Source organism: Flavobacterium sp. ABG, assembly GCF_001027725.1.
Taxonomy (GTDB): Bacteria; Bacteroidota; Bacteroidia; order Flavobacteriales; family Flavobacteriaceae; genus Flavobacterium; species Flavobacterium cupriresistens.
The window spans coordinates 85,733-109,471 of sequence record NZ_LEKS01000017.1 but is presented as its reverse complement, the minus strand read 5'-3'; the positions used below and the strand labels follow the sequence as shown (position 1 = coordinate 109,471).

At 33.6% G+C, this 23,739-nt stretch carries 19 protein-coding genes, 1 tRNA gene and 1 pseudogene; 4 read left to right on the top strand and 17 right to left on the bottom strand.

The genetic code is table 11. From position 1 onward, the window contains the following. The first annotated feature begins 53 nt into the window (after nt 1-53). Nucleotides 54-734: a hypothetical protein gene (locus AB674_RS16685; protein ID WP_047778400.1), complete on the top strand. Its 681-nt coding sequence runs from the start codon at nt 54-56 to the stop codon at nt 732-734. A gap of 149 nt (nt 735-883) precedes the next feature. Beyond that, nucleotides 884-2,137, top strand: a complete 1,254-nt coding sequence (locus tag AB674_RS16680; RefSeq protein WP_047778399.1) for a TMEM143 family protein — start codon at nt 884-886, stop codon at nt 2,135-2,137. Nucleotides 2,138-2,375: 238 nt separating this feature from the next. On the opposite strand, the gene AB674_RS16675 is transcribed toward AB674_RS16680, so the two are convergent. Further along, the gene (locus tag AB674_RS16675; RefSeq protein WP_047778426.1) at nt 2,376-2,921 is read right to left on the bottom strand and encodes a DUF4494 domain-containing protein; all 546 of its coding nucleotides are present in this window, start codon (nt 2,919-2,921) and stop codon (nt 2,376-2,378) included. Nucleotides 2,922-3,138: 217 nt separating this feature from the next. Between AB674_RS16675 and AB674_RS16670 the strand changes: the two genes are divergently transcribed. Continuing rightward, entirely contained in the window at nt 3,139-3,603 is a 465-nt protein-coding gene (locus tag AB674_RS16670; protein ID WP_047778398.1) for a DUF962 domain-containing protein, read from the top strand. Nucleotides 3,604-3,784: 181 nt separating this feature from the next. On the opposite strand, the gene AB674_RS16665 is transcribed toward AB674_RS16670, so the two are convergent. The 5 genes from AB674_RS16665 to AB674_RS21985 all read right to left on the bottom strand — a co-directional run bounded on the left by AB674_RS16665 (nt 3,785) and on the right by AB674_RS21985 (nt 11,127). After that, nucleotides 3,785-4,927 (bottom strand): acyltransferase family protein, encoded by a 1,143-nt coding sequence (locus AB674_RS16665; RefSeq protein WP_047778397.1) that lies wholly within the window; start codon nt 4,925-4,927, stop codon nt 3,785-3,787. Between the two features lie 125 nt (nt 4,928-5,052). After that, entirely contained in the window at nt 5,053-5,961 is a 909-nt protein-coding gene (locus tag AB674_RS21990) for a LytR/AlgR family response regulator transcription factor (protein WP_053004311.1), read from the bottom strand. Between the two features lie 708 nt (nt 5,962-6,669). Beyond that, a complete protein-coding gene (locus AB674_RS16655; RefSeq protein WP_047778396.1) occupies nt 6,670-8,352 on the bottom strand; it encodes a response regulator in 1,683 nt (560 codons plus the stop codon). Beyond that, complete coding sequence (locus AB674_RS16650) at nt 8,345-9,049, bottom strand: hypothetical protein (protein ID WP_047778395.1); 705 nt, start codon at nt 9,047-9,049, stop codon at nt 8,345-8,347. Before AB674_RS16650 ends, AB674_RS16655 begins: the two co-directional genes overlap by 8 nt. Beyond that, complete coding sequence (locus AB674_RS21985; RefSeq protein WP_053004310.1) at nt 9,049-11,127, bottom strand: reverse transcriptase family protein; 2,079 nt, start codon at nt 11,125-11,127, stop codon at nt 9,049-9,051. The genes AB674_RS16650 and AB674_RS21985 overlap by 1 nt, the downstream gene beginning before the upstream one ends. A 411-nt stretch (nt 11,128-11,538) precedes the next feature. On the opposite strand from AB674_RS21985, the gene AB674_RS23100 reads away from it, so the two are divergent. Then, entirely contained in the window at nt 11,539-12,225 is a 687-nt protein-coding gene (locus AB674_RS23100; RefSeq protein ID WP_053004309.1) for a hypothetical protein, read from the top strand. 11 nt (nt 12,226-12,236) lie between these two features. On the opposite strand, the pseudogene AB674_RS23245 reads toward AB674_RS23100, so the two are convergent. The 11 genes and pseudogenes from AB674_RS23245 to murD form a co-directional block, all read right to left on the bottom strand. Beyond that, nucleotides 12,237-12,368: pseudogene (locus tag AB674_RS23245) on the bottom strand (HNH endonuclease); the annotation flags it as partial. 600 nt (nt 12,369-12,968) lie between these two features. Continuing rightward, nucleotides 12,969-13,042 (bottom strand) — tRNA-Arg (locus AB674_RS16630). Between the two features lie 66 nt (nt 13,043-13,108). Next, complete coding sequence (locus tag AB674_RS16625) at nt 13,109-13,558, bottom strand: GatB/YqeY domain-containing protein (RefSeq protein ID WP_047778393.1); 450 nt, start codon at nt 13,556-13,558, stop codon at nt 13,109-13,111. 272 nt (nt 13,559-13,830) lie between these two features. After that, complete coding sequence (ftsZ, locus tag AB674_RS16620) at nt 13,831-15,813, bottom strand: cell division protein FtsZ (RefSeq protein WP_047778392.1); 1,983 nt, start codon at nt 15,811-15,813, stop codon at nt 13,831-13,833. Nucleotides 15,814-15,891: 78 nt separating this feature from the next. Next, on the bottom strand, nt 15,892-17,325 hold the full coding sequence (gene ftsA, locus AB674_RS16615; RefSeq protein WP_047778391.1) for a cell division protein FtsA: 1,434 nt from the start codon (nt 17,323-17,325) through the stop codon (nt 15,892-15,894). A 6-nt stretch (nt 17,326-17,331) separates the two neighbouring features. Then, nucleotides 17,332-18,054: a cell division protein FtsQ/DivIB gene (locus AB674_RS16610; protein WP_047778390.1), complete on the bottom strand. Its 723-nt coding sequence runs from the start codon at nt 18,052-18,054 to the stop codon at nt 17,332-17,334. Further along, complete coding sequence (gene murC, locus AB674_RS16605) at nt 18,041-19,390, bottom strand: UDP-N-acetylmuramate--L-alanine ligase (protein WP_047778389.1); 1,350 nt, start codon at nt 19,388-19,390, stop codon at nt 18,041-18,043. Before murC ends, AB674_RS16610 begins: the two co-directional genes overlap by 14 nt. Nucleotides 19,391-19,438: 48 nt before the next feature. Then, on the bottom strand, nt 19,439-20,527 hold the full coding sequence (murG, locus tag AB674_RS16600; protein ID WP_047778388.1) for an undecaprenyldiphospho-muramoylpentapeptide beta-N-acetylglucosaminyltransferase: 1,089 nt from the start codon (nt 20,525-20,527) through the stop codon (nt 19,439-19,441). A 46-nt stretch (nt 20,528-20,573) separates the two neighbouring features. Beyond that, on the bottom strand, nt 20,574-21,893 hold the full coding sequence (locus AB674_RS16595) for an FtsW/RodA/SpoVE family cell cycle protein (protein WP_047778387.1): 1,320 nt from the start codon (nt 21,891-21,893) through the stop codon (nt 20,574-20,576). Between the two features lie 50 nt (nt 21,894-21,943). After that, nucleotides 21,944-22,309, bottom strand: a complete 366-nt coding sequence (locus AB674_RS16590; RefSeq protein ID WP_047778386.1) for a four helix bundle protein — start codon at nt 22,307-22,309, stop codon at nt 21,944-21,946. A 56-nt stretch (nt 22,310-22,365) separates the two neighbouring features. After that, nucleotides 22,366-23,697, bottom strand: a complete 1,332-nt coding sequence (gene murD / locus AB674_RS16585; RefSeq protein ID WP_047778385.1) for a UDP-N-acetylmuramoyl-L-alanine--D-glutamate ligase — start codon at nt 23,695-23,697, stop codon at nt 22,366-22,368. Between the last annotated feature and the right edge of the window lie 42 nt (nt 23,698-23,739).

The following is a 23,739-nucleotide window of genomic DNA, read 5'->3' as shown; positions in this document are numbered from 1 at the left end:
GCTTTGCAAGATTATCAAAATTGCCTGGGAAGCAATTTTAAAATCTAAAGACAATGAAAGCCATCACTTCAACATTTTTATTCTTAATGCTTCTTTGTTCAAATTCTTACGCACAATTGAATTCCGATCAAATATTCGACAGCTTTAAACAGGGTGAACGTACCAACTGTTCCTCGATTGCTTTTATTAAGGCTTCTTTAAATGTTTATGGACTGGACAACCTTTTTGTAACTGAAAAAGTAAACGATAACGGGTATAAAATAACATTAAAAAACAATGCATCATTTACTTTAAAAAATGAAGAACTTGATAAAGCAAGCTTTTCTGCGGGTTTTGTTTTTATTAAAGAGAATGAAGAAAACACCAAAATAAAAGACTACGCCGTATTGGCCTATGCCGTAATGGCAAAATACAAACAAATTATTGACAGAGAATCAACTTTTGACAAAGCATTAGAGGATTTGGAAGATGGTGAAGTATATACGCCAACCATTTATAAGTATTTAGGATTCGAAAAAGACAAACAAGTACTGCCGTTAAAACGATTAACAGGAAATGAATATTGTGGTGTAGTAGCATGGTCTACGGCACATGCTGTTTTTGTTTGTGAAGAATATATGGACTACTATGGCAATAAAAAACACATCTGGGGAAAATATCCGGGACGTTTCAGAATCATTAATACAGACGCTATTTCCAAACACTTAGAAAAACCGGATAACGCAAATTTGTAATTCTAATTTTCCGTAGCCTTGCCATTCTTCTGAGAAATGGAATTTTGACCCCAAAATTCCACAATCAAAACAGTCCAAACCTTTGTACCTTTGCCTCTTTGCTACTCAAAAAAAAGAAGCCCACCAAAAATTAAAGTTCCAAATCGAATATGACACGAGAACATTATATTCCTTTCAACAAGGAATTCTTACTCGAGCAACAAATAAGTGTTTTTGCTGAAGACCCACAAAAAAGTGATGCTTTTAAAAAGTTGTTTGACATTGTTGAACATTACTATCATTACGAAGCCTTTAACCTAAACCGCAATCTAAAACAGAACTACGCTTTATTCGACCCCGATTTGAGTCCGAAAGAGCGTGAAGCATTTGTTGGTAAAAGTGATTTTTTGATTTTTAAAGAAACGCTTCATAAGGTTTTAGCCCACGGCAATTACACTCGTATAGATCAGGAAACTTTAGACAGAGCCTTTAAAGAATCTGACTTAATTGGCTTGAATCTTTCTATCGATTTTAATGCTTTTAAAGACTACGAATTGTACGTTCGCGGCCATCATAAAGCAACAGAAAAAGTATCTAAATTTGTTTTCTGGAAAAAGGAAATAGAAGTAGAATACTACGATCGTGTGATGGTTTATCTTAATTACAACGAAGCCGATTATCTGAAAGAGAAAAAAGTCAAGCTAGGAAAAATGCCAGTTGACCCGGGTTCTATCGGGTTAAAAATCTTTAAACGTGTTCCTAAAAACGATCTCGAAACGATATTTCCAAACGCCATTCCAAGAATGTCAACCCGGGATAAATTATTCTTTTGGGTACCGGGAATCGGAGGTGGTATTTCTTTACTGAGTACAACGGTAATTCCGGCATTGATTGGCATGTACGCTGCGTATCAATCGGGCGAAACAATTGATTTGCTAAACAGTAAAGCTTCATTAAATCAGGGATTAATTGCACTGGGAATATTGTGTGCTTACTTGTTTCGTCAGTACAGCAACTTTATCAATAAAAAAATCAAATACGGAAAAATGCTATCCGACAGTCTTTATTTTAAGAATCTCGGAAACAACAGCGGTGCTTTTTACTCACTCTTAAACTCTTCGGAAGAAGAAGTGCTTAAGGAAACGATATTGGCCTATGCTTTTTTATACAGAAGCCCTACTCCGCTTACCGAAGATGAACTCGATGCTCAAATTGAATCCTGGTTTCTGACAGAACTCCACACTGACCTGGATTTTGATGTAAAAGATGCTTTAGAAAAATTACAAAATATTGGTCTTGGTATAGAAACCAACGGCAAATGGGAAGTTATCGGACTCGATAATGCACTTGTAAAAATCGACAAATTATGGGATAGTGTTTTTGAATATAATCAGGAAACAACCTCAGGATTGAATTGCACCTAATTTTTTTTTAAACACATAGACACATAGGTTCTATTTTTAAAAAAAAGACTATAAAAAGAAAATTGTTTTTTACATAGATACAGACTTTCTGTTTTTTAAATAAGTGAAATGCCTGTTTTTGAGTTTCTAAAGCTATGTCTCTATGTGTTAAGAATAATTACACACAAAGACTTGAAACAAAAAAAAAGAGAACAAAATTGTTCTCTTTTTAATTGTATAATTTTGAAAGTTCTTGATTTTAAACCTCCATAAGGTCATCTACAGTCTCTCCCATGTCACCAACGGCAACCAATGCAGGTTTTGAAGCTTTTAAGGTATTGAATCTTTCCAATTGCGCTAATTCTCCTTCTTCACCACTGAAGTACGGGAAAACGTCCATAATCGGAGATTCTGAAATCGCAGGAATCGTATAATCTCCCATCGTGTTTTTCATTACCGTAATCGTATTATCGTAAGCTTCTTTTACATCATTGGCCTGTACCAAAAGATACATATTGGTTTTTCTCTCTTTACCGCTTTCTTCGTCATAAGCCATTAGGGTAACTTTTGATTTGAACCAACGATCGGCGTTTTCAAATGGGTGTATCTCGGCGAAATTTGCCACTTTTATATTCGTGATTTTAAATTCTTCACTAACGTAAGCAGCCATTTCTTCATTGATTCTGCTTTCTGCTTCTGTATAAGATACCGCATCTACCAAATAAGGTTCTGAAGTAACTTTTTGTCCTCCGGTCTCATCGGTTTTTCTGTATTTTACTTTGCATTCGTACCAAATTACGCTCATTTCTTCTGTTTTTAAGGATGCCAAAGATAGATTTTAAAGGGCATAAAAATCGACAATTTAAAAAATAGATATTCACAATTTCCAATGGCCTTCGAATTACTTTTTTACGTTTTGCAGATTATTATTTTTGAGACACTTAGAACTCATTATTCCTATTTTAAATTATAAAAAAACAAATAATATTTAATAGATTTGTTATATACCTAAATTCAAAAGTATGAGAACATTAGAGCAATGGTTTGAAGAATATGCCGTAAGTCATCAAAATCCAAAAAACAAAGCGATCCATTACGTCTGTGTTCCGGCAATCTACTTTTCGATTGTGGGTTTATTAATGAGTATTCCAAGCGGTTTTATTGCCGGTACCCTACAACTCAATGCTCCTATTGTAGAAAACTGGGCAGTTGTCGTATTGATTTTTGTACTGCTCTTCTATATTCGGCTATCGGTTGCAATGGCGTTTAAAATTGCTATTCTTTCAGCACTTTGTCTGATCGTAAATTATTATATCGGACAAGTTTTACCGCTATGGTTGTTCTCCATCGGTGTGTTTGCAATCGCCTGGGTCGGACAATTCTACGGACATAATATCGAAGGTAAAAAGCCTTCTTTTCTCAAGGATCTTCAGTTTTTAATGATTGGCCCTGCGTGGGTGGTGGAGAATTTGTTTTCTAAGAAGTAGTTTTTTTTAGTCGCAGTCGCGGTTTTCAGTCGCAGTTTTCAGTCGCATGCTGAAACTGGGAAGTATAACTGTAAAAATGTAAACTGTAAACTGTAAACTGTAAACTGTAAACTGTAAACTGTAACTGAAAACTGTGACTGAAAACTGTGACTAAAAACCGAGACAGTTCTAAAAACTACAATCAAAGTACCTTCTTCACGCCGGGAATTCGTAAAATAAGTCCTCCTAGGCCATAACTTGCTCCAAGTACTATTGGAGCTACTAAAAGTAATTTTAAGGCAGGATCAACCTCCCAATTTCTTATAGCCAGCGTCAAACCTACAATTACGAGCGGGTGAAAAATGTATACAACAAAATTAAGACGTGCCAATTTACGTAGTACTGCCGATCTGGTGTTCCATTTTGTTCTTCCTTTGACCAAAAATACCGTCAGTATAGAGATTCCGATCCATTGCTCCCAAATGGCATATAACAACGACTGCCAATGAAATCCGCCTGAGTACCATGATATGGGCATGTTTACTTTTGCGCGGATAAGAAAAAATACAGGAAAAAACAGCAAACTTAACACAATTGATTTTAGCAGTCGCTTTTGAGTCAAGTCCGAAAGTTGCGCAAACCAATTGTTTCTGGCTGCAATAATTCCCACGCTAAACAAAGCAATGTATTGTGTAAAATGACCTAATTGAAAACCAACAGGCTCCAGCACCCATCCGACCGGAAATGCAATTCTCACGACAAAACTGATTATTCCCAATGCAACTGCAAATGCTACAATTTGAAATGCTCCCGGTACCGGTACTGATTTCTTAAAATCGATTTTAAAGATGCTTTGCAGAAATACATAAATCAAGCTAAATAGTAGCAATGCGGCAACGAACCACATTACTCCAAAATCAATCCAACTGTCGTATCCTAACAGATATTGAAAAATGGTTATATGTTGTCCTTTTGCAAAATAATAAACCAAATAACTTAATAATGGAGAAAGTACAAAGGAGTAAAACAATAATGGAATCCCCAATCTAATCAACCGATCCATAATAAAATGGAAAGCTCCTTTTTTAGAATAAGACGAACCGGTAAAATACGCCGCCAGCAAAAAGAAAAAGCCCATGAAAAAGGACTGATTTATACTCACAAACATTGTCATTGGGATGAGTGCTCCAAAACTGCTTGTTTTCTGCACCCAATACCAGCCACCCGGCCCTCCGTAGGCAATAACGGTATGATGAAGAATAACTAATATCGTCAATATGGTTTTAATATTGTCAATATATACTAATTGATCTGACTGACCGGATTTCGGGATTTCTAATGACATGATGACTTGTTCTAAAGTTACTTTACACAACCGGCAATCGGTTAGCTAAGGCAAACGTACAACAAGATAAAGGCTTCTATGCATGCCATGTTATCAGCAACAAGCTTTTGTGACGAACAACAACCTTAAGCTATATTTGGCTTTCTGAGCTGTTGATAACAGTTATTAAAATTGTCTAACTGTTTTCTGGAAACGGGGATTTTTTCTTCGGTACCTATAAATGACAATACATATCCCTGCGAATTTCCGGTAACTTTTTCAACCTTGAACATGTTTATTAAATACGTTCTATGGCATCTAAAGAAATGTGGATAAGCTGAAATTTGCGTTTCGAATTGACTAAGGGAAATTCTTTTCAATTCTGTTTCGATTTTGTTGTTGGTTGATTTTGTTAATTCGATATAATTCCCATCTGCTTTTACAAACAATAAATCGTCTATATTTAAACTAAAATCATCCTGTTTTACCTGTGTCGTAATAAAAAGCGGAGAGGAAGCAACTTTTTCGTCTTCTTCACTTTTGAGTGGCTGAAATTGGAGTACAAATGGTGAACCTTGCTTGGTCTGAAAATAGAAACTAACCACTCTGAGAAAAAAATAAAAGAAGATTCCCGCGACAAAACAATTTCGAATTTCTTCCCATAAATAGCGTAGCGACCAATTATAGGCATTGTTGTAAATCAAATCACGCATTAAAAAACTCGCTATACCCGCCAAAATTAAAAAAAGACTCATGTGCAGGTATTCCCTAAGCAAACTCCAATTAGCTAACAGCTGTTTTTTTCTTCTAAAATAATTCAAAGTGGAGAAGTACAAATAAAAAAGCAGCGCAGGTGAAAAGGCATGCAAGGCACAGATAAAAAAATAGTTCATTTTGTGCTCCGGCTCATACACTCCAAAAGGGGTAAACAACAAAAGAAACAGCAAAAGAGCACTAAAAACAACAACCGTACTCTTAAACAAATTCGCTGTCTCATACCTAGACGGATACTCAATTTGTTGTTGCAAATGTTCATTGTTGATGTAGAATCGCATAAATGTAAAGTGCTTTTGACTGCTTAGCGAATATATGAAATAAAAGTGCTATTCCACAAAATTCACTATTTTGAGATTAATTTTAAAAAACGAATTCCAAAAGTGCTCTTATTTTTTTATCCTCGAAGTTTCACATTGATTTCATTAAAATAAACTTAAAAAATGTAATGGGACAAAACATTTAAAATTCTTCTAATTCTGTTTTTTTCTTCAAACAATCATTAAACAAAAAAACAATCGAAATAAACAGGATATTTAACATCCACTTTAAAAGATAAGTTTACCCTACACACTCCTACTAATTTTGAATACTCGCTAACAAAAATAGAAGAAAATGGAGCTAGTATAATTTATCTAAAACTACAATCATACGGAACAACATTAAACGTTGGCAAAACTTGTTTAAAAATATTATTCTCTGACGGAACAGTATTAGAGAAACCAGATGCAAAAATCAATTCTAAAGTTGAAGCTGGAGGATATACTTATTCTTACTTTATCAATTTGAACAAAGAAGATATTGAGATTTTGAGTACCAAAACTATTACCGATTATTCTCTTTATATTTATGAAAGAAAGATAAAAGATAATAATGCTTATGAATTGAAAGAATTTTAAATAAAAATAAAAGGTGTCTCTTAAAAAGGACACCTTTTTTATATGGAGTAAGTAATATACGTGCGTGCATATTCTTTTAACCTAGTACTATCAAATATTTGTATTTCTTATATCATACAAAAGATTTAAAAGTTCTTCTATTTCATTATAATTTGTCAATTGTTTTCCTTCATGTGCAATTTCATTTCTAAGTTGATTTAACGCTCCTATCCTTGTCAAATAAGCATTATCTTTTCCTAATCTAAAAGCACATACAGCTGAAATTTGTACTAATGCAGAAATTTTTATTTCACTTGATACATTATTATTTTCTATCTTAAAATAACTATTTCGCCCCCCCATATGCCTTAACTTCCATATTGCTAAATATGAAGGAGAAGTTGATACAACATCGATTATGTTAACAATACCCGAACTTATTCTCATAGTATCATCGGACAATTGCCATTCTATTTCCCCATGCCTCTCAACCATTTGATAAAGAGTTAGATAAGCATAGTTTAAATTATTTGAAACTATTAAATCCCAAGCAATATCAATATAGATATTAGATTCAGAAATATAATGACTATTATTATAATTAGTAGCTCCTTTAGCTTTTTTCATTGATTCCCAAATAATTCTATGTTTCGATTTACTTAATCCTTCCTCAACATGCTTTTTTAAAAATTCAATAGATTTCTTTGCATAATTGATTTCAACATTTAATTCTGGAGCTTCTTTAAGAATAAATCCGCTAGCACCATTCTTTTGAAGTTCTAGTAAATTCCAAATTTTACTTGTGGCACTAAAAACAACAATCTGAAATCCTGGATTTAGAGATTTAATCGTCTCTAGTATTTTATAGCCTGTAAATAATTTTAAAGTATTGTGTGTAAAATCACCATCATTCAAACGCAGATCTAAAATAATTAAATCAGGATTTTCATTAACTATAAAATCTACTACAACTTTTTCAATGTCCTCAGACTTTTTATCTTTAAAATTCTCTTCTAAAACATAGAAACTAATCGACGGACTAAATGAAAAAAACTTCTCCAATACAGTCTTCCATCCTTTATTCCATTCATCATCTATATAAACAACTTTCCCTCTCCCAGAACATAAGTAATTAGAAACTATAGTAGTAGACGGAGGATATTTATTGATAAGATACTTAAAATACAACAAACTTTCAACATTTTCTTTTACTTGACTTATTTGTTCGTCATTAACCCTTAAAACATCTGCCCATCTCGATATTCCCCATTCATTAGCCACTGAATGATTTGAAAGGTAATTTGCAGGTGCTGAAAAATTTATTTTTTCGATAAAATTTTTAAAATTATCAGCCTTTAATGAATCAAGTTTACCCGTTGTAATTAAATCTAAAATTGGTTTCTTGCTAGTCTTCGATAGATAGCTTCCATTTGCAAATAAAATTTCAGACAAAGCATTCAATTTTAACAACTCATTTAATTCAATATCACTTAAAAAAATTATTGGCTTAAATTGATGTTGTGTTTTTGTCAGTCTTATATGATAACCTAATCGCAATCCAACAAACTCTAAAAAATTATCAGTTAACGATACTGGTATAATAATTAAATCACATTCAATTTCTGATATTAAATTGACTACTCTATTAGAAATAAATGTATCTATATTGAAATCTGAAGAATCTTTCGGGTCAAAAGAAATAGATGGAAAAGGAAAATCAATAATATTATACAATTTATCATTAAAGATAGAATCATTTAGACCCTCAGAATTTATATTAAGTATGTTAGTCATTAAATTTTACTTTTTCAGTTATTATTTCTTCAATGATTTTCTTTATACTATTCACAACTTCCAATGTTTTTAATGCATTATCAATGTTATCTTCATCAAACCAAATAAACTTAGATTTCAAAATAGATCTTACAAATTCATTATCAACATCATACCTCTCAACAAACTCTTCAATTAAGCAATATTCCCCAAGAATTTTGACAGCATTTACAAAAGATAATTTATGTGAAAAGGATAACAAAATATTTAATTCATATCGTTCACCAAAAGCTAATATTCCTAAGTTATTATTTCCAGTTTCTCTAAATTCATCTATAAACATAGCCAAGTTTGAAGAATAAAACTGTTTTGAATTTATTGTTAGAAATGAAAATTTAGAATCTTCTCGAAGATTAGTTGAAGAGATACCTCCCGAAAAATACACCAGATTAATTTTATTTTTACTGCAAAAAGAGAATATTTTATTAATTATTTCTTTTTTAAATGCTGATCGATGAACAATAACACAGTTATATTCTAATAAAAAATCATACTCTTCTTCGTTTGCTAATTTTTCTTTAAAGTCTTCAAATAAAGTTCCTTCAAAATTATCTATAAAATCTTTATGTCGTACAAAAAAATCTTTTGATAAATTGCTATCTTCTAAAAAACTTTCTTGCCTTGTAACTCTATCCTCTAATATTAGAATTTTTTTCATTATAAATAAAATCTTAAAATGAAGGTAAATCCTTCTCGTTTGCTAATTGTCGATATTTTATCAATACCCACTCTCGAATCAAGATAATTAATTCTATATGATTTCCCATCAATAAAATTTGACTCTATTGACCAATCACATAAATTAGTAAAATACTTATTCAAATCGGCAAAATCTCCCGTGTTTGCAAGCAAAATTTTATTATCATTTATTGGTCGATTACAAATTGAATCCACATGAATTATTTTAATTTCAATAGAGTTTTCTAAATGTTCCACTACAATTTTTATTTTTGGAAATTGTGGTCTTTTTTTAATACTTTCAAAAATTTTAATTATTCCATTTTTAAGAGTATTAACATCTGTAAAAAAAGTAATTCCTTTTGTATTTATTGAGGTTAATTTAAAATCGTACCCTAAATAATTTTTACGCAGATCCATAAAAAGATTATGCAAATGATTATTCTCTTCCCTAATTTCAATTTGACGCTTAAATATCTCCGTTACATCATAAAAATAATTAGTTTGGATACCGTCAAAGAACACCTTTTTATCTTGCGGTATTGGAAAATAGAATGGTGATTTATTAGGATTTGCATGACTCCATTCAACCAAAGATTTACTTTTCCAACCGAAATAAATTCTCTCATTTGCAGTTTTAGCCCCCCATCCTATTTCTTCTACTTTTTCAGAATCTAAAAAAACACTAATTTTAGTTGCAAAAGTTTTCTTTAAATCAAAGAGATCATCTTCTATTTTTTGCCAATCTCTAGTAAGCTTAATGATAAATTCATCGTAAGTCTCATGCTCTTCCCAGCCATGTGTTGCGTATTTAAGATTACTTCCCGCAGTAAAATTATTTAATAAAGAAACTAATTTTTGGGGTTCATGATGTGTTGTTTTTTGATGTAAATTAAAATCTGAAATTTTAAAAGTCTCAATATGTTTTTGCTTATCAAGCTTTTTTTGCATAGAATTCTGTGCAGATACTAATTCTGTAAATCGCTTTAATAATTTTAAGTATGCTAAGTTATTAGCACCTTTAACCATTTTTAAAAAATCTAATTTCCCTCTTATTACTTTTATCATATTAGAAGAACTTCCAATATCTTGACCAGCACGATACAAATTAAATTTTACAGTAGCTTTTTGTACCCCATAAGTTTCCCAAAAAAACAACCACATTCTTAACTCTTTAATATATTTTTTCGAAACATTTACATTTTGATTAACAACCAAACCAGTCACCATTTGTTTATAAGCACCTTCTTGTAATCTTGTTTTTTGAGGGTTTATAGTAAAATTTTCATTGGCAATAATTTTTTGAACTTCTAATATAAATGCATGATTTTCTTTATAAATATGATGCACTGAACTAAATGTTATATCGTCTGCATATCGAGAATATTTTGCGCCAAATCTCTTCGCAACAGCAGAAAGATAAAAGTCTAATCTTTGACAGATAATATTACTTACAACTGGCGAAGTTGGAGCACCTTGTGGCAATACACTTTTTTCAACTATTTTCCACTTACCATCAATTAAACGCTTAACCTTATACTTATGACAGCATAAATAAGCAATAATGTTTGCTAATTGGATATTATCATTTTCTTTATTAAGATTAAAGGGAGGATATTGTAGTCTTCCCCACAATCTAGCCTGATCTATACTTGGAAAAAAATCTCTTAAATCTATGTTATAAACATAATTACTCCCAACGTGAATTTTTGCATTATCAACAATAGATTTTCCACCTATAAAACCTGTTGCTGAAGAATGAAATTTATAGACAGTTTGAAATACTAGATTTAGGCATTTTTGAAATGATTTTAATACATTATTAGGGGAATGAATAACTCTAGATTTTCCAGATTTCTTTCGTATCTCAAATTTTTCATATCTATTATCATTTTTATTGTTAATATGATAATTGAGATCGTGAACAGTAAAGAGATAAGTTTTCTCTCCATACAAAATTGGTTTTATATAATTAAGCAAAGCTACTAAATCACTTTTATCTCTCATTTTTTCAAATGATTCCTTAATAAAAGATATATCTGTTTGCGTTAATTTCATAGTAAAAATATGTCTTGATTATTCATTATTATATTTTCTTTGTTTGTATGATTAAAAGGAATATAAAATATAAAAGTGAAAAAGCGTAAACGGCGAGTAGTGCCAGGCAAACGTTTCGTTTAATCAGTAAGATACTAATTAAACAACTATCCGATTTTATATTTTAATAAAAAAACATAACAGATAGCACGGATCAAAATTTTGAAATGAATAATCAATGACATTTTACAAAAATAACATTTTTTCAGTAAATTGGTGTTTTTTTTTCAACAGATAAAAGGAATTACACAAAACAAAGGTTTTACCACAGACTAATCAATAACTTAACAAAAAATCAAAAAAATTAATTAAAATATTACTACATTTGAAACAAAAACCCTTTTTTATAAGTTAATAATTAAAAATAACAAAATGGCAATAAACGGACCTGTAGTGCAAAAAGTAAATAAAACGCCACGTTTTTCAGTAAATAAATTAGGAGAATATATGGGAGCTACTGCCGCTCGTAGAAAGCGCATAATTTATGATCAAAAATATCCTAGTTCATTCATTGTTTCACAGTATAGGGAAGCCAAAGAAGCAATTATTAAATATATCATTAAAGACTATGACGAAACTGTAATATTAGAAGCTATTGACAAAATTAAAAAATCAACCATTTTAAAAGAACAAGAGATCGAAAATTCAGTTCTTGCATTAAATGAAGCTTTAAAAACAAATTTGCCCAACCTTTCACCATTTAAAAAAACAAGAAGCAAAGATGATAATCCAAAAATAAATATCAACGGATTAGAGATTAGTGTGAGTCCTGATATTGTTGTAAAAAATGGAAATAAAATTGGCTGCATAAAAACTCATGTAATAAAGACTGAACAAAATAGACTAACACAAGAAGCAAGTCTATATGTTGGAGTATTATTACATCAATATACCGAAGCTAACTTATTAGAAAAGGAACAATCAGCAGATGTAAATCTTTGCATATCTATCGATTGTTTTGGAAACTCACATGAAACAGCACCAAAAGCGATTGCGCGTCGATTATCCAATATACAAGCGGCATGTGAAGAAATTGTATTAAGATGGGACTCGGTGTAAGTTTTATCTTTATGACAATCAACGCATAATGTTTGTAAATTTTCCAATCCGCACGCCGAGCCCCCTAAGAAAACTGGAATTATATGATCTACTTCCCAGTTTTCAGTTAACACTCCACATCCTCTGCAATAGCCTAAGTCCATTTGAAAAACAGATTGCCGAATAACAGCACTATCTCCTTTGATGATCCAAAAGTTAATTACTACTTTATCCTGACAGTCAACTGTTGCCCATCTTTTTTTTTTCCCTTCTAATTTTTTTCCGCAACCACAATCACAAAAACCATCTTTATTAAGAGGATAAATATCTTCTAATTTCAATCCAACTTGATACCTTTTAAATAAATCTATCATATTGCATAATTATATTTACAATCACAAAACAACATTAAATATATGTATTATTTTCTAATTTTAATAAATAATACATACAATTTATATTATGATTAGAAACTTAAAAGCTTTATATGTCGCAATTACTGATAATAAAGTAGTTCATTTTGAACTAATTTATCAAAATTTATTTCTGGTTTAAAAACTATTGAATTTGAAATAAAAAGTTACCAATATTACAATAGAAAATTTAAAAATCATAAGCGTATAATATTCATAAACAAAAAAGAAAAAATTTATTACTTACAAAAGATTAAATAGCATAAAAAAAGTTTTAATCTCTACCAATCAAACTTCTTGACTAAATGTTGACTAAAACCTTTAAAAATTCTTTAAAAACAAGACTTTTAGTGACCACGGAGGGGTTCGAACCCCCAACCCTCAGAGCCGAAATCTGATATTCTATCCAGTTGAACTACGTGGTCAAAAAAAAAAATCAATTTTTGAAATTCCAAGTTGGAATTTGGAATTTCAAAAATTGGAATTTAAAATTACACTAGTAATTTTTTAACGATTGCCGAGATTGTTTTTCCTTCAGCAGTTCCGCCTAATTGTGCAGATGCTAATCCCATAACTTTCCCCATTGATGCAATTCCTGAAGCTCCTGTTTCAGCGATAATTTTAGCTACTACAGCTTCCACTTCTTCTTCGCTTAATTGTGCCGGTAAGAATTTTTCGATTACAGCTACTTGTGCTAATTCAGGCTCAGCCAAATCAGGACGGTTTTGTTCTGTAAAAATTCTAGCACTTTCTTTACGAGTTTTAACTAATCTCTGAAGTAATTTTACTTCATCGTCAGCTGTTAATTCTTCTTTAGAACCTGATGCAGTTGCAGCCAATAACATTTCAGATTTAATGGCTCTTAATGCTTCTAATGCTACGGTATCTTTTGCTCTCATGGCGGTTTTGATCTCGTCCATGATTTGTACTTGTAAACTCATCTTATTTTTTTATTTGAATAAGCAATGCTTATTAAATTGATATTATGCTTAAAAATCTGTTCATGACTTATATACTTATGTAGCTTGTGTCTGGCTGAGCGAAGTCGAAGCCCTCTACATTATAATCAACCTTTGACTTTGCTCAGGATGATGATATTCATTTTATAAACTACTTTTAAAAGTCAAATTTCTAAATTCTGTGCGAAGATAAAAAAAATAACCCGAAAATTAAATCCAATTTTCGGGTTATCCTATTTATTGTGAATATAAAATTAATCTACGTTGTCGTGCAAGAATGAATTATTCGAACGCAACTGCAAATCATTATTACTATCTGTACCAACAGAAATCCTAGAATTGGTTGTATTTGATTGTGTATTTGAAAGATCGATACCTAATCTTTTATAAGCAGGCTCTTTTTCAAGTTCATCAATTCTTGAAACATTATTATGGAATTTATAATTAAATTCTTTTAGTTTCTTTCTTCTTTCTTCGGCTCTCAGACGCAAAGTCTCTTCGATTGTTAATTCCATCGGAGAAACAGAGTCTGTTGTTGTGAAAGCTTGCTCCTGAGCAAAATCAACTCTTGGTTTCAGCGTGATATTCAACTCTTCAGGAACTACATCTTCTACTACTTTTTGAACTGCTTTAGAAGCCGTCAAATCGTTTTCCATCTCCATGTATTCTTCTAAAGAATATTTGATAATTCCGTTATCTGAAAGTTCGGTTACCGGAACAAATTGCACCGGCTCAGTAACTTTCATATTACGGGCTTCGTTTGTTAATTCAAACAAAATCTTATTATCTTCCACAACCGCTTCTTTTCTCACTTCCGGTTCTGCTCGGAAAAGAGGCAAGTCGAATGAAAAAGTAGTTTGTTCTTCTTTTTCAATAACTCTTTGCTGAACCGGTTTTATTTCCTGAAAAGCTTGAACTTCGGGAACAGAAATCGTAAAATCGATGTCTGTAATTGGCGAAACGATTTCGAAAGTTACATCCAGATTTTTGATAAACTCTGACATTACCACCAATTCTTCCTGATTGATTGCCGGAGCTACCGGAGCCACTGCAACCGGTGTAGGCAATACGGGAGCAACCGTATCTTCCATCAGATCAAAAACAATTTTCTCTTCTATTTTAGCTGTAACTGTTTCTGCATTTACATCAAAAGAAGTAAGTGGTTTATTCGTTAAATTATGAACACTTCTTTGCTCATCTTCTAACGTATGAATGATTTTTTTAGGTTCTGTATTTACAATTTCATTTTGTTGTTCCACATCAAAACCAGTCGCAATGATTGTAACGGCAATAGCCTCACCAAGAGTTTCGTCTTCACCAACCCCCATGATAATATTGGCGTTAAATCCTGCTTCTGCCTGGATGTGATCATTGATTTCTCCAATCTCATCAAGTGTAATCTCATCTGATCCAGAAACGATAAGCAACAATACGTTTTTGGCACCTGTAATTTTGTTGTCATTTAACAACGGAGAATCCAATGCTGAAATAATGGCATCTTTTGCTCTGTTTTCCCCTTCGGCAACAGAAGATCCCATGATAGCTGTTCCACTGTTTGACAAAACAGTTTTAGCATCACGTAAATCGATATTTTGAGTATAGTGGTGCGTAATTACTTCGGCAATACCTCTTGAGGCTGTTGCCAAAACTTCATCCGCTTTAGAGAATCCGGCTTTGAAACCAAGATTTCCGTACACTTCTCTTAACTTATTATTATTAATTACAATTAACGAATCGACCTGCTTACGCAATTTTTCGATTCCTAAAAGCGCTTGCTCCTGGCGCACTTTTCCTTCAAATTGAAAAGGAATTGTTACGATACCAACAGTCAAAATTTCTCTTTCTTTTGCTAATTGTGCAATTACTGGAGCAGCTCCTGTGCCCGTTCCTCCACCCATACCGGCAGTGATAAATACCATCTTAGTACCACGCTCTAACACTTTTTCAATGTCAGAAATACTTTCAATAGCAGATTGTTGCCCTACGTCAGGATTCGCTCCTGCCCCAAGACCCTCTGTTAAATTTACCCCTAACTGGATTTTAGTTGGTACAGCACTATTTTGAAGTGCTTGTGAGTCTGTATTACAAACGATAAAATCTACCCCTTTAATACCTTGCTTAAACATGTGGTTTATAGCATTGCTTCCGCCTCCACCTACACCTATTACTTTGATTACATTTGACTGATTTTTTGGTAAATCAAATGAAATACTTCCAAATTCTGAGTTGCTCATCATCTTTTTGGTTTTGAAATTCTTATTAAATACATTTTTTACTTCTTGACTTGGGGCAAAAAGTAATTCCTCTTCTTTTTACTACTCTGCGTTGTCTAAAAAATCTTTGATTTTATCGACATATCGGTCAAAAAATGATCTTCTTATTTTTGTCTCCGTAGACTCTTCTTTACTTACGTTGTTCCTGATCTCTCTTGGCTCATCAAAAGTCTCTGCTCTTTCAACGTAATTTTCTTCTACTTCGTATCGTAGTTGTACCTGCTGTTGCATTTGTTGTTGTGCCTGAGGAACAACATTTCTGTAAACTACTTTTGGCTGCTCGTTAACAAACTCCATTCTAACAGCACTTTGCGTACTATTTTCGATGCTGTTCATTACCAAACCTACCGCAGTTGCAAACAATGGACTTGAAATTTCTTCTCCTGAATTTCCTGCCAAATGTTCATTAGGATATCCGATTCTGGTATCCATTCCGGTAATGTACTCTACTAATTGCTTGATGTGTTTTAGTTGAGCTCCACCACCTGTAAGAACAATTCCTGCGATTAACTTCTTGCGAGGATCTTCGTGTCCGTATGCTTTAATTTCTGCGAAAACCTGTTCTACAATTTCCACCACACGGGCATGGATGATTTTAGATAAGTTTTTAAGCGAAATCTCTTTTGGCTCTCTGCCTCTTAAACCCGGAATAGAAACAATTTCATTGTCTTTATTTTCTCCCGGCCAGGCTGATCCGAATTTTATTTTTAAAAGCTCTGCTTGTTTTTCGATAATAGAACAACCTTCTTTGATGTCTTCCGTAATTACATTTCCTCCAAAAGGAATTACAGCGGTATGACGAATAATTCCGTCTTTAAAAATCGCTAAATCTGTTGTTCCGCCACCAATATCAATAAGGGCTACACCTGCTTCTTTTTCTTCCTGACTTAAAACGGCATCTGCAGAAGCTAATGGTTCCAAAGTCAATCCTGATAATTCTATTCCTGAACTCTGAATGCATCTGCCTACGTTTCTGATTGAAGATGCCTGTCCCACCACTACGTGAAAACTGGATTCTAATCTTCCGCCATACATTCCGATTGGCTCTTTTATTTCAGACTGTCCGTCAATTTTAAATTCTTGTGGCAAAACATGTATGATTTCTTCTCCCGGTAACATGGCCAATTTGTTAACCTGATCGATCAAAAGTTGAATATCATTTTCGCCAATTACTTCTTCCGGATTGTTACGGCTGATGTAATCTGTATGTTGAATACTTCTGATGTGTTGTCCGGCAATACCCACAACGACATCTTTAATTTTATAACCTGAATTATTCTCTGCTTCGACTATCGCTTGCTGAATAGACTGAATGGTTTGCGTAATGTTGTTTACTACACCTCTCGCAACCCCCAGGCTTTTGGATTTTCCAATCCCCAAAATTTCCAGTTTACCATACTCGTTCTTCTTGCCTATCATGGCAACTATCTTTGTCGTTCCAATATCTAGACCTACTGCAATGTTATCTTTTTCCATTTTCTATTATTTTGTGCAAACTACTTGTTCCGTAAACCTAAGGTCAATCTTTGTGTATTTGTATAACGAACTATCTAAAACTGCTTTTTGAAAAAAGGCTTTATAGTTTCTGAATTTTTTATCAACATTCATCGTTCTGCCAAAATCGATGAAGTAATTATAATTTCTATTAAACATTTTTAAGCTACCATTACGCATAATTTGTATTGCAATGATGTTTTTTTTCAAAAACGCATCGTCATAAATTGTGCGAAATAGGGTAGCTAAATCTTCGTTATTTTTTTCATTTATTGCCCCGGAAACAAGCGGAACTCGCGCCGTAAAATTGTCAGACAAGGGCATTTTATTCCCCTCATAGTCAATATAAAAAGACCTATCACCATCGTAAATACGGGCAATCGGGGTCTTCTGTTTTACGGTCGCTTTTAGAACCCCGTCGATACTTACAAAAACATCTGACTTCTCAATCATGTCTTGCGCATCAAGGGTTTTCTCAATCTTATTCAAATCTAGTTCATCTTTTCGGATACTGGAAGCATCTTTTTTATTTTCTATCAACAATTTATTAACCGTCTCAGGCTTCACAAAAAGCGTATTTTCTCCTACAAAAACGACCGTAGATTTTCTTAAATTTCTATTCCCATTCCGATGCTGAGCGAACGAATACAAAAAAAGTACCAGCCCAAAAATGAGAATTAACCGAATATTTATCCAATTAAATAGTTTCATTTAGCATTTTTTTGATTGAAGGAACCATTTCACCAATATCTCCAGCTCCTATTGTTACAATTATTGGCGCATCACTGGCTTTGATTGACGCTAATAAATCATTTTTTGCAACAATTCTTTTGTTCGAATTCGTCATTTTTCCCAACAACCATTCTGATGTAACTCCCTCCATAGGAAGCTCTCTGGCCGGGTAAATATCCATCAATAACACTTCATCAAAAGCCGACAAACTTTCAGCAAATCCATCCGCAAAATCTTTAGTTCTGCTGAATAAATGGGGCTGAAAAATCGCCAGTACTTTACGACCTGGATACAACTCCCTAACGGCCTGATGCACTGCATTTATCTCCGTCGGATGATGTGCATAATCGTCTATATAAACCAGTTCGTCTGTTTTGATCTGATATGAAAAACGCCTTCTGATTCCGTTGAATGAGCCAATGGCTCTTGCAATGGAGTCGGTCGGGGTGCCAAAGGTTTTAGCCATTGCAATAGCCATCAATCCATTCATTAAATTGTGTTTTCCCGGCAATCCAAAACGCAGGTCTTTCATTGTTTCAGTTGGTGTTTGCACATCAAAAACATAACTGGCATTTTCTATACGAACATTAAACGCCTTATATACCGCCTCTTCATTTATAGCACATTGAACACCTTCAAGAGGTAATTCTTTGGTTATAAAGAGATTATTTTTATTTTCCACTTTAGAAGCAAATTCTACAAAAGAAGCTTCGATAGCCTCACTTGTCCCGTAAATATCCAGATGATCCGCATCCATTGAAGTCACACAAGCAATATCCGGGTGCAAATGCAAAAACGATCTGTCAAATTCATCCGCTTCTACTACCGTTACCGTTTTTCCGTTTCCAATTAAATTCGAGTTGTAGTTTTCTACAATTCCGCCTACAAAAGCCGTAACATCAGCACCGCTTTCGTATAAAATATGTCCTAAAATACTTGATGTTGTTGTTTTTCCGTGCGTTCCTGCAACAGCAAAACAAAAAGTATCTTTGGTAATAATTCCTAAAACTTCAGCACGTTTTTTAATCACATACTGTCTTTCTGTAAAATAATTCCATTCTGCGTGTGATTTGGGTACTGCCGGTGTAAAAATCACCAACGTATTCTCTACATAATAATCACTCGGAATCAAATTGATATTATCCTCAAAATGAATGTCAATACCACTTTCAATCAACTCATTCGTTAGCATTGATGGCGTTTTATCGTAACCTGAAACCTGTTTCCCGATGTATTTGAAATAGCGGGCCAGGGCACTCATTCCGATGCCTCCAATACCAATAAAATAAACGTTTTGTATTTGATTTAAATTCATTTTAATTCTGCTTTAAGCTTTAGGCTATATGCCTTTAGCTCGATTTTATTATTTGATTAACTTTACGATTTCCGCCACAATGTGCTGCGTTGCTTTTGGCATTGCCAATCGTTTTATATTTACACTCAATTGTTTTTGTTTTCCTTCGTCTTTCAATAAAGCTTCAAAAACAATACTAAACTGACTGTCTAATTCTGATTCTTTCAACAAAATAGCACCTTTAGCCTCTACTATTGCCTGTGCATTTTTAGTCTGATGGTCTTCTGCTACATTCGGCGACGGAATAAAAATTACCGGCTTCCCGACAATACACAATTCCGAAACTGACGATGCTCCTGCTCTTGAAATAATCACATCGGCCGCAGCATAGACAAAATCCATTCTTTCAATAAAATCAACCACTTTTACATTGGGCTGATTGTACTTTTTATAGTCTTCGAAGTATAATTTCCCACATTGCCAGATGACCTGAACGTCCTGCGAAAGCATACTTTCTAATTCTTTTTCAACTAACTGATTGACTCTTCTGGCTCCCAGACTTCCGCCTAAAACCAACAGTGTCTTTTTGTTCGGATCTAAACCATAGAAAGCAATCGCTTCGTCTCTCTTACTATGAATATCAATTAAATCCTGACGAACCGGGTTTCCGGTCAGCACAATTTTTTCTTTAGGAAAAAAGCGTTCCAAATTTTCATAGGCCACACAAATTGCACTCGCTTTTTTACTCAATAATTTATTGGTAATCCCGGGAAATGAATTCTGCTCCTGAATCACGGTTGGAATTCCAGCCGAACCCGCCGCCTGTAATAAAGGTCCACTGGCAAAACCTCCGGTACCAATTACAACATTTGGTTTGAACTTTTTAATTATCTTTCTTGACTCTAGCAAACTTGTTGCCAATTTTAAAGGAAACATCATATTTTGTAATGTTAACTTTCGTTGTAATCCGGCAATCCAAAGTCCTTTTATTTTGTAACCTGCCTGAGGTACTTTTTGCATTTCCATTTTGTCTTTAGCTCCAACAAAAAGAAATTCAGCATCAGGAAATTGTAACTTTAACTCGTTTGCAATCGCAATTGCAGGATAAATATGTCCTCCAGTCCCACCACCACTTAGTATGAATTTATACTTTGTCATATTTTTTAAAAGTTACAACGTTTTAAAAACTATTCTTTTAATTATTTTATCTGTTTAATACCGCATTCATTGGATTTTTAGAATTGTCTTCTATCGAATACATTGGCTCTTCGCGATACATTTCTTCACTTTCCTCATTTGCCAAATTTTCCTCTGCCAATTGTTTATCTATTAACCTTTGCAAGGCTACTTTTCTTCTTTCTTTTTCTTCCTGAACTTCAGCAATTTCTTCCTCTTTCTTCGTTACACTGATAATAATTCCAAGAGAGAAACACGTCATCCAGATCGAACTACCTCCACTACTAATCAACGGAAGTGTTTGTCCTGTCACCGGCAATAATTCAACTGCCACCGCCATATTAATCATCGCCTGAAATATCATCGGAAAACCGAGTCCGACGACGACTAATTTCCCAAATAGGGTAGTCGCTTTATGTGAGGCGATCACAAATCGGAACAACAACAACAAGTACAAAACCAATATGGAAACTCCGCCCACCAAACCGTATTCTTCTACAACAATTGCATAAATAAAATCGGAAGAAGATTGTGGCAAAAAGTTTTTCTGAACGCTTTTACCGGGGCCTAAACCGCCTAATCTTCCGGATGCAATTGCTATTTTTGCTTTCTCAATCTGATAGTCATCTTCATCTGGTTTGTCTGTCGTAAAGTTTTCAATACGACTTCCCCATGTACCTACCCTGCTAAAGAATCTTGAATCCGGAAATGCTTTCGCAATCAAAAGGAAAAACAATAACATCGCAATCCCCGAACCTATAATAAATGCAATATATTTAATTGGATATTTACCAATGAAAGTCAACATAATTACCATTGAAAAAATCAACGCTGTCGTCGAAAAGTTGGCCGGTAAAATCAAGGCTAACGTAATAAAAACCGGAATCCATAATTGTACAAACGAAACCTGAAAAGGCTCTCCTTCTTCCTTGGTTTTAGACAAATAACGCGCTACATATATAAACAATACGATAGAGGCTAATGTTGATGTCTGAAACGTAATTCCGATAAACGGCACCTGAATCCAACGACTTGCATTGGCACCGGCAATAACCGTTCCTTTCAACAAGGTATAAAGCAATAAAATCCAAACTACCGGAAGCGCTATCTTAGAAATTGCTCTGAAATAATGATACGGTACTCGGTGCACCCAATAGATAATCAAGAATCCGATGCAAATGTGCGCCAAGTGTTTTACCAAATACCCCAACGTATTTCCAGTTCCATGACCAATATACGCCAGATTACTACTTGCACTAAAAACAGGCATAAACGAAAACAGCGCCAATAAAGCCACGAATGACCATATTACTCTGTCTCCTTTTAATTTGTTAACTAGTTCTTTCATAATTTTAGATTTCTGATTTTAGATTTTAGATTATTTTAAAATCTTTGCTTTTATTTTAAACTGTTGATTCTGTTATTTACTGTTTTTAAACTGCTGACGAAAATCGCTGTTAGCTCATTTCCTTCTTTCCAAATTGTTTCCAATTCTGATTTCTCGATCCATTTTTTTTCTGTTATTAGCTCTATCCAAAACAAAGTTTCATCAGCTTCTTCTAAAACTATATTCATTTTGGCAACAAACTCCCTGTCACTCCTCGCCCGGCATACTGCGCGATAATTAGCTCCAACTGATGTTCCGCTTCTTACGATTTGACTCGTAATCGACCTTACCACATTCGTATTCGGCATTCTTTCTGCCAAATCAATTATCATCAAAGAGAATTTCTTTGTTCTCACCTTCATTTCATCTGTCGTCATACCTCAAGAACTTCTATTAAAAAAACAATCTAAAATCTAAAATCAGAAATCTTAAATTACAAATTATGCACCGCTTGCTTAAACTGCTTCCCTCTGTCTTCGTAGCTTTCGAATAAATCGAAACTCGCACAAGCCGGAGATAATAAAACAGCATCTCCTTTTTCGGTTAGACGTTGGGCTGTTTTTACGGCATCGTTCATGTTGTTTACTTCTACCATGATATCAACCACATTACCAAACGCTTCTATTATTTTTCTATTGTCAATACCTAAACAGATAATTGCTTTTACTTTCTCACGAACTAATGACATCAATTCGTTGTAATCGTTTCCTTTATCAACTCCACCAACAATCCATACCGTTGGAATATTCATACTGTCTAAAGCAAAAAAAGTAGCGTTTACATTAGTTGCTTTTGAATCGTTGATATATTGAACGTTTTGAATTTTCAATACTTTTTCTAAACGGTGTTCAACACCTTGAAAATTAGATAAACTTTCGCGAATCGTTGCATTTCTGATTTGCATCAATTTCGCTACAGAGCTTGCTGCCATTGCGTTTTTCATGTTATGTTTTCCTTCTAACGCAATGTGTTCGGTCTCCATTGTAAACTCTTCTTGGTTAATCTTTATTTCCATTTTGTTGTTGTTTATAGAAGCTCCTTCGTCCACTTTTTTAGTCAATGAAAAAGGAATTAATTTTGCTTTTGTTGTATTGTTCTTTAACCATTCTGCAATTGCCTCGTCGTCTGCATCGTAAATGAGATAATCACTTTCAGTCTGGTTCATTGTTATTCGAAACTTCGAATTGATATAATTTTCATACTTATATTCGTAGCGGTCTAAATGATCGGGACTAATATTTGTAATTATGGCTATATCCGGCCTGTAATCTATAATTCCATCCAGCTGAAAACTACTTAATTCGAGCACATAGGCATCAAACTTATTTTCGGCTACCTGCCAGGCAAAGCTTTTTCCGATGTTACCGCCCAAACCAACATTTAAACCAGCTGATTTTAACAGGTGATGGGTTAACATTGTTGTGGTTGTCTTTCCGTTACTTCCGGTGATCCCAATTGTTAAGGCTTCTGTAAAAGGTTTCGCAAACTCGATTTCCGAAATCACTTTAACTCCTGCTTCGATAAGCTTTTTTACTATCGGTGATTTCTCAGGAATTCCGGGGCTTTTCATGACCACGTCGGCATTCAAAATCAGGTTTTCGGTATGTTTCTCCTCTTCCCAGGCAATTCCATTAATGACAAGAACTTCTTTGTAACTTTCCTTAATCTTTCCGAAATCAGATACAAAAACCTCATATCCTTTTTTCTTACCCAGAATAGCGGTACCTACACCACTTTCTCCTCCACCTAAAACTACTAGTCTCATACGCTGTACAATTAAAAATTGTAAATTAAAAATTAAAAAATC

Excerpts from the sequence above, each read along its gene's own strand:
- murC (WP_047778389.1), bottom strand. The coding sequence starts at position 19,390 with ATGAATTTAAATCAAATACAAAACGTTTATTTTATTGGTATTGGAGGC.
- AB674_RS16685 (WP_047778400.1), top strand. The coding sequence starts at position 54 with ATGAAAGCCATCACTTCAACATTTTTATTCTTAATGCTTCTTTGTTCA.
- AB674_RS16625 (WP_047778393.1), bottom strand. The coding sequence starts at position 13,558 with ATGAGTTTACAAGTACAAATCATGGACGAGATCAAAACCGCCATGAGA.
- AB674_RS16595 (WP_047778387.1), bottom strand. The coding sequence starts at position 21,893 with ATGAAAGAACTAGTTAACAAATTAAAAGGAGACAGAGTAATATGGTCA.
- AB674_RS16610 (WP_047778390.1), bottom strand. The coding sequence starts at position 18,054 with ATGAAACTATTTAATTGGATAAATATTCGGTTAATTCTCATTTTTGGG.
- AB674_RS16675 (WP_047778426.1), bottom strand. The coding sequence starts at position 2,921 with ATGAGCGTAATTTGGTACGAATGCAAAGTAAAATACAGAAAAACCGAT.
- AB674_RS16670 (WP_047778398.1), top strand. The coding sequence starts at position 3,139 with ATGAGAACATTAGAGCAATGGTTTGAAGAATATGCCGTAAGTCATCAA.
- murD (WP_047778385.1), bottom strand. The coding sequence starts at position 23,697 with ATGAGACTAGTAGTTTTAGGTGGAGGAGAAAGTGGTGTAGGTACCGCT.
- AB674_RS16680 (WP_047778399.1), top strand. The coding sequence starts at position 884 with ATGACACGAGAACATTATATTCCTTTCAACAAGGAATTCTTACTCGAG.
- AB674_RS16655 (WP_047778396.1), bottom strand. The coding sequence starts at position 8,352 with ATGACTAACATACTTAATATAAATTCTGAGGGTCTAAATGATTCTATC.
- AB674_RS21990 (WP_053004311.1), bottom strand. The coding sequence starts at position 5,961 with ATGCGATTCTACATCAACAATGAACATTTGCAACAACAAATTGAGTAT.
- AB674_RS16650 (WP_047778395.1), bottom strand. The coding sequence starts at position 9,049 with ATGAAAAAAATTCTAATATTAGAGGATAGAGTTACAAGGCAAGAAAGT.
- AB674_RS16665 (WP_047778397.1), bottom strand. The coding sequence starts at position 4,927 with ATGTCATTAGAAATCCCGAAATCCGGTCAGTCAGATCAATTAGTATAT.
- AB674_RS23100 (WP_053004309.1), top strand. The coding sequence starts at position 11,539 with ATGGCAATAAACGGACCTGTAGTGCAAAAAGTAAATAAAACGCCACGT.
- AB674_RS16590 (WP_047778386.1), bottom strand. The coding sequence starts at position 22,309 with ATGACGACAGATGAAATGAAGGTGAGAACAAAGAAATTCTCTTTGATG.
- AB674_RS21985 (WP_053004310.1), bottom strand. The coding sequence starts at position 11,127 with ATGAAATTAACGCAAACAGATATATCTTTTATTAAGGAATCATTTGAA.
- murG (WP_047778388.1), bottom strand. The coding sequence starts at position 20,527 with ATGACAAAGTATAAATTCATACTAAGTGGTGGTGGGACTGGAGGACAT.
- ftsZ (WP_047778392.1), bottom strand. The coding sequence starts at position 15,813 with ATGATGAGCAACTCAGAATTTGGAAGTATTTCATTTGATTTACCAAAA.
- ftsA (WP_047778391.1), bottom strand. The coding sequence starts at position 17,325 with ATGGAAAAAGATAACATTGCAGTAGGTCTAGATATTGGAACGACAAAG.